Annotated in this window: 11 protein-coding genes; 4 read left to right on the forward strand and 7 right to left on the reverse strand. The window is 42.3% G+C overall.

All coding sequences use genetic code 11. The annotated features are described in order from the left end of the window. Nucleotides 1-927, forward strand: a complete 927-nt coding sequence (locus tag ACWB1W_RS00775; protein WP_479369484.1) for a ketopantoate reductase family protein — start codon at nucleotides 1-3, stop codon at nucleotides 925-927. Here ACWB1W_RS00775 and lepA read toward each other — a convergent pair. Then, nucleotides 904-2,709, reverse strand: coding sequence for a translation elongation factor 4 (lepA, locus tag ACWB1W_RS00780; protein WP_479369485.1), 1,806 nt, complete (start codon nucleotides 2,707-2,709; stop codon nucleotides 904-906). The two genes, ACWB1W_RS00775 and lepA, sit on opposite strands and share 24 nt — an antisense overlap. 19 nt (nucleotides 2,710-2,728) lie before the next feature. Further along, a complete protein-coding gene (locus ACWB1W_RS00785; protein ID WP_479369486.1) occupies nucleotides 2,729-3,775 on the reverse strand; it encodes a DegT/DnrJ/EryC1/StrS family aminotransferase in 1,047 nt (348 codons plus the stop codon). A 43-nt stretch (nucleotides 3,776-3,818) separates the two neighbouring features. Between ACWB1W_RS00785 and ACWB1W_RS00790 the strand changes: the two genes are divergently transcribed. Beyond that, nucleotides 3,819-4,667, forward strand: coding sequence for a prephenate dehydrogenase (locus ACWB1W_RS00790; protein WP_479369487.1), 849 nt, complete (start codon nucleotides 3,819-3,821; stop codon nucleotides 4,665-4,667). Then, complete coding sequence (gene exbB, locus ACWB1W_RS00795) at nucleotides 4,667-5,110, forward strand: TonB-system energizer ExbB (RefSeq protein WP_479369488.1); 444 nt, start codon at nucleotides 4,667-4,669, stop codon at nucleotides 5,108-5,110. The genes ACWB1W_RS00790 and exbB overlap by 1 nt, the downstream gene beginning before the upstream one ends. Here exbB and ACWB1W_RS00800 read toward each other — a convergent pair. Genes ACWB1W_RS00800 through ACWB1W_RS00815 form a run of 4 tightly spaced genes read right to left on the reverse strand, consistent with a single transcriptional unit; the run spans nucleotide 5,077 to nucleotide 9,390 of the window. After that, complete coding sequence (locus tag ACWB1W_RS00800) at nucleotides 5,077-6,027, reverse strand: RluA family pseudouridine synthase (RefSeq protein WP_479369489.1); 951 nt, start codon at nucleotides 6,025-6,027, stop codon at nucleotides 5,077-5,079. The two genes, exbB and ACWB1W_RS00800, sit on opposite strands and share 34 nt — an antisense overlap. A gap of 12 nt (nucleotides 6,028-6,039) precedes the next feature. Further along, a complete protein-coding gene (locus ACWB1W_RS00805) occupies nucleotides 6,040-6,885 on the reverse strand; it encodes a family 1 encapsulin nanocompartment shell protein (protein WP_479369490.1) in 846 nt (281 codons plus the stop codon). A gap of 22 nt (nucleotides 6,886-6,907) precedes the next feature. After that, a complete protein-coding gene (locus tag ACWB1W_RS00810; RefSeq protein WP_479369491.1) occupies nucleotides 6,908-8,944 on the reverse strand; it encodes a hypothetical protein in 2,037 nt (678 codons plus the stop codon). 11 nt (nucleotides 8,945-8,955) lie between these two features. After that, nucleotides 8,956-9,390: a pyridoxamine 5'-phosphate oxidase family protein gene (locus tag ACWB1W_RS00815; protein WP_479369492.1), complete on the reverse strand. Its 435-nt coding sequence runs from the start codon at nucleotides 9,388-9,390 to the stop codon at nucleotides 8,956-8,958. A 151-nt stretch (nucleotides 9,391-9,541) separates the two neighbouring features. Here ACWB1W_RS00815 and ACWB1W_RS00820 point away from each other — a divergent pair, with 151 nt between their 5' ends. Continuing rightward, nucleotides 9,542-10,651 (forward strand): inositol-3-phosphate synthase, encoded by a 1,110-nt coding sequence (locus tag ACWB1W_RS00820; protein ID WP_479369493.1) that lies wholly within the window; start codon nucleotides 9,542-9,544, stop codon nucleotides 10,649-10,651. On the opposite strand, the gene ACWB1W_RS00825 is transcribed toward ACWB1W_RS00820, so the two are convergent. After that, a partial coding sequence (locus ACWB1W_RS00825; protein ID WP_479369494.1) for a menaquinone biosynthetic enzyme MqnA/MqnD family protein occupies nucleotides 10,652-11,392 on the reverse strand: 741 nt, incomplete at its 5' end.

Raw genomic sequence — 11,392 nt, forward strand, 5'->3', positions numbered from 1 at the left:
ATGAAGTTTTTAATCGTAGGTGTAGGTGCTATAGGTAGCGCTTACCTCGCTTTTCTGACCAGGGCGGGATATGAAGCTGCAGGTCTTGTGAGAAGGAATCCCATAAACCGTATAAAGGTAGATGGTATATGGGGAGAGTTTGAGGTTCCGGTAAAAACCTATAAAAGTGTTCAAGAAGTTCCCTTTACTCCCGATGTAGTTATTATCTCAGTAAAGTCCTACGATACGGAAAGCGCCCTGAAAAGTGTTAAGCCCCTCGTTAATGAGAATAATTATGTGATGATTGCCCAGAACGGATATGGGAATTACGAGAAAGCGGTTGAGCTCTTCGGTGAGGCAAAAGTCATACTCTCAAGGATTATATTCGGATCAAAAGTTATAAGCCCCGGGCATATAAGGATTACCGTATCGGCGGATGACGTAGTAATAGGGGACCCTTCGGGAAAGATAAACGAGGAGTTTTTAAAAAGGCTTACAAAGATTTTCACCAAAGCGGGAATCCCTACGAGGTATGAGCGGGATGTTTATAAATACCTCGTAGATAAGGTAATTTATAACAGTGCTCTTAATCCCCTGGGCGCTCTATTTGAAGTAAATTACGGAAAGCTTGCAGAAAACCCCTACACCAGGGAACTTATGGACAAGGTGATAGAAGAAATATTTGAGGTTATTAAGGCCTGTAATATTCCTACATTCTGGAAGAGCGATGAAGAGTATAAAAAAGTTTTTTATGAAAAATTAGTTCCTCCCACCGCGGAGCACTACCCTTCAATGCTTGAAGATATAAAAAGGGGGAAAACGGAGATAGACGCTCTAAACGGTGCCATAGTTACGCTGGGAAGAAAATGCGGGGTGGAGACACCGGTAAACGAGTTTATAACGAAAATGGTTAAAGCAAAGGAGTTATTCAACCTTAAGGACGCTTAAGAATGCCTCCTGAGGGAGCTGAACCTTACCAAACTGCTTCATTCTCTTCTTACCTTCCTTCTGGTTTTCAAGTAGTTTTTTCTTTCTCGTAACGTCTCCCCCGTAACACTTAGCTGTTACGTTAGCCCTGAGGGGCTTAATCCTTTCGGAAGCTATCACCTTACCGCCCTTCGCAACCTGTATGTGAACCTCAAAGAGCTGCCTCGGGATAGTTTCTTTCAGCTTTTCCGCTACCCTTCTCGCAAACTTTTGTGCCCTGTCTTTGTGAACTATGAAAGAGAGGGCATCAACGGGCTTTTTGTTTATGAGAACGGTAAGTTTTATAAGTTCTGAGGGTTTGTATCCGATAAACTCGTAGTCGTAAGAAGCGTATCCCCTTGAGATGGACTTTATCTTATCGTGGAAGTCAACTATTATCTCGGATAGGGGCATCTCATACTCAAGGTAAACGGTATTAGGATCAAGATAGCTCATATTTTTCTGAATACCTCTCTTTTCCTGACAGAGCTGTATTATCGGTCCTACGTAATCCTTCGGCGTTATTATCGTAACAAGAACGTAGGGTTCCTCCACGTATTCTATGAGTCCCGCGTTGTCCGGAAAATCCATCGGATTTCTTACCTCTATAACCTCATCGGTGAATTTTTTCTTTACCCTGTATATGACGTTTGGAGCCGTCGTTATTATTTTCACTCCGTATTCCCTTTCAAGTCTTTCCTGAACTATCTCCATATGGAGAAGTCCGAGGAAGCCTACACGAAATCCCATACCGAGTGCCGGGGAGCTTTCGGGCTCGTAAACTATGGCAGCATCGTTTATAGCATACTTTTCAAGGGCATCCCTAAGTTCTTCGTAGGTTGTGTCCTCAGCAGGGTATATTCCTGCGTAAACCATAGGTTTCGCGGGCTGAAATCCGGGAACGGGTTTCTCGGTCGGCTTTTTGGCGTGAGTTATGGTATCACCTATCCTTATATCCCTGACGTCCTTTATTGAGGCCGCTATATATCCGACGTCTCCCGCCGAAAGCTTCTCAAACTTCGTCATCTTCGGGGTTTGAGCTCCCACCTCTGTAACTTCGTAGGTTCTTTCCGTTGACATGAGCATTATTTCATCTCCGGGCTTTACCTCACCGTCAAATATCCTCACAAACGCGACCGCCCCCCTGTAAGGGTCATAATAGGAGTCAAAGATTATGGCCTTAAGGGGTTTTTCGGGGTCTCCTTTAGGAGGGGGTATTCTGTTAACTATAGCCTCAAGGATGTCCTCTATACCTATTCCCTCCTTTGCAGAGGCGAGAATTGCCTCCTCCGGGTCAAGTCCGAGAACCTCCTCAATCTGTTTTTTAACCCTATCTACGTCTGCGGAGGGAAGGTCTATCTTGTTTATAACGGGAATTATGGTTAGATCCTGTTCAACAGCTTTCCAGAAGTTAGCAACTGTCTGAGCCTCTATACCTTGTGATGCGTCTATAAGGAGGAGGGCTCCCTCACACGCGGCAAGGGCACGGGAAACCTCGTAAGAAAAGTCTACGTGACCGGGTGTGTCTATGAGGTGAAGTTTGTAGGTATTTCCGTCTTTCGCCTTGTAAAACATTCTGACCGCTTGCATCTTAACCGTTATTCCCCTCTCCCTCTCAACGTCAAGGGTATCAAGGAGTTGTTCCCTTTTCTCCCTTTCCGTAATAGTCCCCGTGTATTCAAGGAGTCTGTCCGCAAGTGTGCTTTTTCCGTGGTCTACATGTGCTATTATGCAGAAGTTTCTTATCTTGCTCAAATCCTCCATGGTTTATAAAGATATTTTTTTAACAACTCTCTTTCAAACTGTTTACGACTTCGTAAACCTCTTCCTCTTTTAGGAATGGATGGACAGGAATGGAAAAAACCTCTCTCTTGAATCTGTATGCGTTAGGGGTTGGAAGACTTTCTGACTCCCTTATCTCGTTAAGAAGATAATCGTAGTAAACCCTTGCGTCTATTCCCTTTTCCCTCAGCTTCCTAACTATCTCGTCCCTTCTTTCGTGGCGCAGGGTGTAGAGGTGGTAAACGTGATAAGCTCCCTCTCTTTCTTTCGGAACCTCGTATAAACCGTTAAGGTTTTCTGTGTATATCTTTGCTATGTTCCTCCTCCTTTCGTTCCGTTCATTTAATTTTTTCAGTTGGAGTGTTCCGATGGCAGCCTGAAACTCGGTTATTCTCACGTTAAAGGCGGGATGGTCTCCGAAATCAATCCATTTCTTTATTTTTCTGTAAATACTCTCGTCGTTAGTTGTTAGTGCTCCCCCTTCTCCCATGGGAACGTTTTTTGAGGCGTAAAAACTGAAAGCTCCTATATGCCCCCAAGAACCTACCTTTTTTCCTTTATACTTTGCTCCGTGAGCCTGAGCACAGTCTTCAAGAACGTAAAAGCCGTATCTTTCCGACAGATACATAAGGTTTTCCATATCAGCAGGCTGTCCGTATAGGTGAACCGGAATGACAACTCTCGGTTTATACTTTTTCACGGCGTCCTCAAGTTGGTTTAAATCTATAGTGTAGAACTCGTCAACGTCAACAACTACAGGACTTCCACCTGTGAGAAGAACCGCGTCTATCGTCGCCATAAAGCTGAAGGCGGGAACCACAACCCTTTCACCTTCCTTAACACCCAAAGCTTTCAGGCCTATGAAGAGAGCAACGGTTCCCGAGCAAACAGTTGAGCAGTAATCAACTCCGAGAAATCGGGAAAATTCTTCCTGAAATTTTTCGGTCCATCCGTCCCGTGTTATCCTCTTACTCTCAAGAACGTTAATAAGCGCTTCCTTTTCTTCTTCTCCGAACTCCAGTCCTATGATGGGGATTCTTATGTTCATAGGTAAAACATTTTAAATTAGTAAGGTTAAAATCTAACAATTGATGGAAAGAGTTCTAATCGTAGGCGTCGGTTTTATGGGAGGTTCTTTTGCAGCCGCACTCAAGAAACACGGCTATAAAGGAAAGATATACGGATACGATATAAACCCGGAAAGCATAAGGAAAGGTGAAGACCTCGGAATAATAGACAAGGGCACTACGATTTTATACGAGGTTAAAGAGTTTGAACCCGACTTTGTCATGCTATCCTCTCCCGTTAGAACCTTTCCGGAGATAGCGAGAAAGCTTAGTGAAATTCTTAACGAGGAAGTAATCGTAACGGACCAGGGAAGTGTTAAGGGAGCTCTCGTTTACGAGCTTGAAGATATGCTCGGGAAAAGATACATCGGAGGACATCCCATAGCGGGAACCGAAAAGTCGGGTGTAGAGTTCAGCATGCCTAACCTATACGAGGGAAAAAAGGTTATACTAACACCTACGAAAAAAACCGACGAAGAACGCCTAAAAGCCGTAAAAAGTGTATGGGAAAGCGTCGGTGGGGTCGTTGAGTATATGGACCCATTCCTTCACGATTACGTTTTCGGTGTTGTATCTCATCTTCCCCATGCGGTTGCCTTTTCCCTGGTTGATACCTTAATACGTATGTCAACGAGAGAGGTTGACCTTTTTAAGTATCCCGGAGGGGGATTTAAGGACTTTACGAGGATAGCTAAGAGCGACCCCGTGATGTGGAGAGATATATTCCTCGCAAACAGAGAAAATCTCCTAAAGTCTATTGACGGATTTATTGAGTCTTTGAACTATCTTAGGAAACTTATAGAGGAGGAAAGGGAAGAAGAACTTACAGAGTTCCTGAACGAGGTAAAGACGAAGAGGATGGAGATAGATTGATGGGGGAATTAAAAACGTACCTTGACTACGGAGTTATCGGTGTTCTGGGTTTTATGAGCTTTTTAGCCCTTGCGGTCGCGATTGAGAGATATCTCTTTATAAGAAGTGTGAGAGTGGGAAAATACAGTTCAAAGGCCTTGCTTGAGAAGGAACTCACAAGAAGGCTTTACATAATCGCAACCATCGCCTCAAACGCACCCTATATAGGCCTTCTCGGAACGGTTCTGGGTATAATTCTCACCTTTTACACGATAGGTGAGAAGGGATTTGTTAACACAAAAGAGATAATGGTCGGTCTTGCTCTGGCACTTAAGGCGACGGCTGCAGGACTTTTAGTAGCCATACCTTCTTCAATGCTTTACAACTTTCTTCTGAGAAAGGCCAGGGAAAAGCTCCTTGAGTATGAAGCTCAATCTAAGGAGTGTTCCTCAAGCCAACGGTGAACACTTCTGAAGGTTTCGGGCTCTTCAATCTCAAAACTCAACCATTTTCCCGTTAGAGGGTGGTAAAACCCCAGCTTGTAAGCTATAAGCATGTTGCATTTACCGAGGAGGCTTAAGAGCTTCTCAGGAACGGAGCTCTTTTTAAAACCGTAGGTTTTATCTCCCAGGACGGGATGTCCTATTGATGAGAAGTGAACCCTTATTTGGTGTGTTCTACCCGTGTGTATCTTTACCTTTAATAATGTAATATCAAACCTCTTGTATTTCCTTAAAACCCAGAACTCTGTTAAAGCTTCCTTGCCGCTCTCGTTTACCGAGAACTTCTTTCTCTCAACCGGATGCCTCGCTATAGGCCTATCTATAATTCCGTAATCTTCTTTAACTATTCCCTTAACGAGAACCTTGTATAACTTTTCCGTTTTCCTTTCTTGGAACTGTTTAACAAGTTCCCTGTGGGCCATATCGTTTTTGGCAATAACCATTAAGCCGGCTGTTTCCTTATCAAGCCTATGAACTATCCCGGGTCTTTCAACCCCACCTATTGAGGATAGGTCTTTTATGTGGTAAAGGAGAGCGTTTACCAGTGTTCCCGATGTGTATCCCGGAGAAGGATGAACAACAAGACCGCAAGGCTTAATAACGACAGCTATATCTTTATCCTCGTAAACTATATCTATCGGTATGTTTTCGGGCTCAACCTTAAGTTCTTCCGGCTCGGGAATGAGCAAGATTACTTTATCCCCCTCTTTTACCTTTTTTGAGGGCTTTTTCACTTCCTTTCCGTTTACGTAAACGAGCCCCTTTTCTATAAGTTTCTTTATATAGCTCCTTGAGAAATCGGTGTAGCTCTCTGCGAGAAATCGGTCAAGCCTCTCCTCTTTCTGAGCGGTGAACTCAACGGAATCGGATATCTTCATAAAGAAGAAAAATTAAGCGGAAAAGACAAGAATGGACTCGGGTCTCTTTATTCTCGGAACGACCATCTCCATAACCCTGAATGTGTGGTTCATATTTGAGGTCTCAACAAAGGCAACGTTCACATCAAGTGCTACAACTATATCAAAGTTTGCAGGAGATGCGGAAACGAGTAAAACTTTATCCTCCGGCATTATTGGTGTCTGGAAAACGTCTTTAACTACCTTCTTTACCTGTTCAAGCTCAAGAAGTCCCGTGTTATCGTGAAGCCTGTTAAGTAGAAAGTAGCGCTTGGGATTAACTATTAGGTAGTAATTCGTATAAAATCCCTTCTCAACGAGCTTTGATATCCCCCTAACAACGTCGTTAAAAGCGTTTCCTACCTCGTTCCAGTCGGAAAGCTTATCCTCATTTATACCTTCAGCGGTAAGGAGTCCTTCTATTCCGAGCTCCTTGCTTCCGAAGAGTATAAGCGTGTCCTCGGCTACAGCGAGGGAACTTGCTGCTGCGGCAGCGTTCGTTGTATCTATCGGAAGGTTAAACTGTCTCCAATGCTCAAGGTCCCTCCAGGATATAACGAAGTCCTTGTAAAGGGTAGGTATGGGAACGTGCTTCCTTATACCGGTTCTTATCGGCTCACAAACCTCATACTCCTGTCCCGGCCTTATCTCACAAACACCCGGCTCAACTCCGTAAAGAACGTCGTAGGATATAACCTGGTGTCCCGCACCTATAGGTCCGACAACCGGAATGAATTTCCTACCTATTAAAGCATTTCGTGCCACCTCGTAAACCGTTTTATCTATCTGTTCCCATTCGTCAGCGGTTAGGGGTGCTTGGTCTCTTTGCAGAAATTCCATTTCCCACCTCCTAAAAGTAACATTAATACATAATAACGTTGAAGTCCTTTAACTTCCTCAACTTCTCTCTTACTAATTTTAGCTCTTTTACCTTTATTAAATAGCTCCATATTCCCGTTCTCGGGTCATAAATCGCTTCAAACTTTTCTGCCACCTTTTCCCTTATCAATTCCGAAGCATCCCTACTGCTCTCAATTATTACAACGTGGCCGTAAGGGGGCAGATTTTCCTCCTTTCTTCTCTTTAGCTCCTCCTCGTATAGTGTTCCTATATCTTTTTTCTCTAAGTGTTTTATCTCATCATCGGTAAGGTTTCTCGTCTGGATTATTAGTTTTTCCTTTGCGGTTCTGTAAAGTGTTGAGAGGAAGTATAAAAGCTTCTCCCTTGCCCTAAAGCTCGGATAATTTAGAAATCTTTCTCCGTCAATTAACACGACAATATCGTAAGTTTTAGTCCATTCAGGATAAGTTGAAAAGAAAAAATTCTTTCTCTCACCGAAGGTATTATAAATAACCTCCTTAACCTTTTCTATTCCTACACTTACCGCTTCCGTTTTTCCGAAACATACGGGACAAACCTGCTCCTTGCTTTTATAATGTCTTGCGTTAAACCTGCAAAAAACTAAATCCCTCTCCTTACTGTATACAAGAAAAGTTCCACACTCCGGACATTCTATTAGGGATTCACACCTCGGGCAGTAAAGGTATCCGTATCCCTCACGAGGAATTACAAAAAGAATACTTTTCTCCTTATTTTTTTCTACTTCTTTGTATGTTTCCTCAGAAATTATTTCCTTTTTTACTCTAAAAACTCTTACCTCAGGTTTAAACTCCTCAGGAATAAATCCTTTAAAAAATTTCTTTTTTAATAAGTAGTAACTCTCTATTGAGTAATTAGGGGAACAGAATATAAGCTGCGCCCCTTTAAGTTTTGATAAGTGATAAAGTGCACCTCTTATATCCAAGTTGTTTATAGGATACCTCGTATTTCTCAGCTCATTCAGAAGAATGATACTCTCAAGACTAAGAAATGGAAGGAATAAAGCCTTATACTTTCCCACGAATATGTATCCGCTTTTATAAGCCTTGAACCAGTTTTTAAACAAACGCTTCGGGGTAATTCTTGAACTTATTTCTACAACCTTCTCCCCGTAAAGCCCCTTCAGTCTTTTTACAGTTTCCCTTAATTCTCCGTCATCTGTAGAAATTATAAGTGTATTCTTTCCATTTTTCAGATTTTCTTCTGTAATTTCTCTTATTTTTTTTAATATACCCTCGTAAGTGCCAGTTATAAGTATCCTATCCTTTTCCTTTTTTATAACCTCACCGTTTGGTTCATCCTTTATCTTCAAGAGTCTTTGAACAGGCAGTTTTACCTTCCTTAAAACTCCTGTTTTTACAAGCTCTCCAATGTATGCGGTCTTAAATCCGGCTTCTTTCAAATCCTCCCTTGAAGATAATGGATTTTTTTCTATGAATTTGATCAATTTCTTTTTCTCTTCCGACTTGAGACTTTTTACAGCTTCTTCAAAGGAAATAGATAAGACAAACGCCTCTTCCGTTATATCGGGAATTATCCATTCCCTTTTCTTTTCTATTATCTTTTTCTCCAAAAGGAACCGGATTAATTTCCACGGAAAGCTTTTCCTTAAAATTTCATAGGGAACTCTTTCTTTTTTTTTCAGAAACTCAACGAGTTTTAACGTGTTTTGGTCCACCGATCTTAGGTTTTGACGCTTGAGGTAAACAAACTCATCCTCATACCAATCAAAAGAAGAAGGGAGAAAGTCCCAAAGAATTTTTGTGTAAAAATCTATGCTTTTTTTCTCAAGTTCCTTCGCAATCTCAAAGGCATGAGGAAGAACTACGGGAAGTGGATCGGGAAAACATAACACCTCTCCCTCGGATTCGCCATTAGCCTTACCTATCACTATACCGGTAATAAATTTTCCGCTTTCGTAACTCCTTATTACGGCTCTTCTTCCTACGGGCTTTTCGGGAATTTTTGCGGCTTCAACGAGCTTTGTCTGTCCGTTCGGAATAACAACCTTAAGGAGCACAAAGATATAAATTAAGACTTTAAGGCCTTGATGACCTTATCGTCAAGCTCGGTCATCTTAAGAACGTTTCCCGTATGGGCGAAGGGAATTATTCCGGTTATCGTAGCTCCGGGAAAGAGGGAGTTCTCAACGGTGTCAATTTCAACCTCGAACACCGATACCGGGAAGGGAACCCCCTCTATTTTCTCAACGATTTCCTTGGCGTTTCCGTAACAGCTTAGGGCTTTATCGGGAGCAAAAATCTGTATGGCAACTTTTCCCGTTTCCCTTATGTTTTGGGAAGTTTTGGCCTTTGAGCTTACCGCAATTCTTATCGTTCTCTCATCAACCGGATAAACCCAAGTTATAAAGGTGATATGTATATTTCCCTCCTTATCAACGGTTGAGACTACAACGGGAAAAACGTTTAAATCTCTCATTAAATCTATTAAATCTCTGGGTAGCATTTTTCCACCTCCTTAAAATTTCCTAACAATATTTTAAACGCATATAGCGGGTTTGACCTTTCTAAAAGTGAGGTATATAATTTTATATTGGATACATAAGATTTTATAAGCCTTTATTTGAAGGCAAAAAAAACCAAAAGGAGGTGATGTAATGGCAGAAAAGAAGGTGAGGGTAGCTATAGCGGGAGTGGGTAACTGTGCAAGCTCACTAATACAGGGAATTTACTATTACAAGAAGAAGGGAGCTGTTGACGTTAGCGGACTTATGCACGAGGACATAGGGGGATATAAGCCGTGGGATATCGAGATAGTTGCAGCGTGGGACATTGACGCAAGGAAAGTTGGAAAAGACGTTTCGGAAGCTATATTCGCACCTCCCAACTGCACGGCGGTTTTTGAACCCGACGTTCCCCACATGGGTGTAAAAGTAAGAATGGGTAAGGTTCTTGACGGATTTGCACCCCATATGAAGGAGTATCCACCCGAAAGAACCTTTGTCCTTGCAGACGAGAAGGAAGACGAACTTGAGGACGTTGTAGCGGTCCTCAAAGAAACACAGGCTGACGTTCTTATTAACTACGTCCCCGTAGGAGCTGAACAGGCTGCGAGGTTTTACGCTGAAGCATGTCTCAGAGCAGGTGTATCCTTCATAAACGCAATGCCGACCTTTATAGTTTCGGATCCCGAGTGGGCAAAGAAGTTTGAAGAAGCGGGAATACCTGTAGTGGGAGACGACATAAAGTCCCAAGTAGGAGCTACAATCGTTCACAGGGTATTAACTCAGCTCTTTGTAGACAGGGGTGTTAAGCTTGATAGAACATACCAGCTCAACTTCGGAGGAAATACGGACTTCCTCAACATGCTTGCGAGGGAAAGGCTAAAGACTAAGAAGATTTCAAAGACCGAAGCGGTAACCTCACTACTTCCTTATGAACTCGGATGGGAAAACGTTCACATAGGACCTTCCGACTGGGTCCCCTGGCTTAACGATAGAAAGATAGCTTACATAAGGATGGAAGGTAGACTCTTTGGAGACGTCCCAATGTATATTGAACTAAAACTTGACGTTGAGGACTCTCCCAACAGTGCAGGTTCGATGATAGACGCAATAAGGTGTGCTAAGCTTGCAAGAGATAGGGGAGTAGCAGGACCTCTATACTCCATAAGCGCTTACACGATGAAACACCCACCCATACAATACCCCGACTGGCAAGCTAAGAAGATGGTTGAAGAGTTCATAAGAGGAGAAAGAGAGAGATAATCATTTCAAAAACCAGGGTTTCGGCTTTTCCTTTTTAAATTTTTTAGAGAGGTAGTTAAAAAAGATATCAAGACTCTTTAAGTGCTTCTCTTTTAAGGAGTAATCAATACACTCTTTAAAGTAATACTCGTAATCTTTATACTCTTCAGGAAAATTACTAAAAAATTCTTCGAGACTTTCCCTTATCTCTTTTAAAAGTAATCTCGCCTTACTCAGGTCTGCATCTCTTCTCACGAGAAATAAGGCAAAAACAAAGGGAAGTTTATGGAACTCATACCACTCCTTTCCCAGGTCGTATATAAACGGGTATTGGTCCGTTTCCATCGCCTCGTCACCTATTAGGAGCTTTGCCTCCCCCTCGGATACCTCAATAATCTTTTTATTGAACTTCTTTTCCATTATGTAGTGAAGGAGATAACGGGAGGTTAACGAGGCCTTTGTTATACTTACCTTCTCAACCTCATATATCGGTTTTTTTGAAAAAAGCTTAACGGAACAAACTTCACCCCTTGAGGATATAGATATATCAGGAAGAATGTAATACTTATCGGGGTTGAAGAAGGCCTCAACCGAGGAAACTATGCCCGCCTGTATCTCTCCTTTTCTTAAAAGCTCAACGAGTTTTGAAGGCACTTCCCTTACAACCTCAAAAGAACGAAGTTTATAAAAAAGGGGAACGGTGTTTAGATAAGAAACCTGACCTACACGGAACATCAAATAAAGAAATTTTAAGAAAGGAAG

The sequence above is a fragment of the Aquifex sp. genome (assembly GCF_056494385.1).

Bases quoted from the DNA above. Each gene is read 5' to 3' on its own strand.
- ACWB1W_RS00775 (WP_479369484.1), top strand. From the start codon at position 1: ATGAAGTTTTTAATCGTAGGTGTAGGTGCTATAGGTAGCGCTTACCTC.
- lepA (WP_479369485.1), bottom strand. From the start codon at position 2,709: ATGGAGGATTTGAGCAAGATAAGAAACTTCTGCATAATAGCACATGTA.
- ACWB1W_RS00820 (WP_479369493.1), top strand. From the start codon at position 9,542: ATGGCAGAAAAGAAGGTGAGGGTAGCTATAGCGGGAGTGGGTAACTGT.
- ACWB1W_RS00785 (WP_479369486.1), bottom strand. From the start codon at position 3,775: ATGAACATAAGAATCCCCATCATAGGACTGGAGTTCGGAGAAGAAGAA.
- ACWB1W_RS00800 (WP_479369489.1), bottom strand. From the start codon at position 6,027: ATGAAGATATCCGATTCCGTTGAGTTCACCGCTCAGAAAGAGGAGAGG.
- ACWB1W_RS00815 (WP_479369492.1), bottom strand. From the start codon at position 9,390: ATGCTACCCAGAGATTTAATAGATTTAATGAGAGATTTAAACGTTTTT.
- ACWB1W_RS00790 (WP_479369487.1), top strand. From the start codon at position 3,819: ATGGAAAGAGTTCTAATCGTAGGCGTCGGTTTTATGGGAGGTTCTTTT.
- exbB (WP_479369488.1), top strand. From the start codon at position 4,667: ATGGGGGAATTAAAAACGTACCTTGACTACGGAGTTATCGGTGTTCTG.
- ACWB1W_RS00805 (WP_479369490.1), bottom strand. From the start codon at position 6,885: ATGGAATTTCTGCAAAGAGACCAAGCACCCCTAACCGCTGACGAATGG.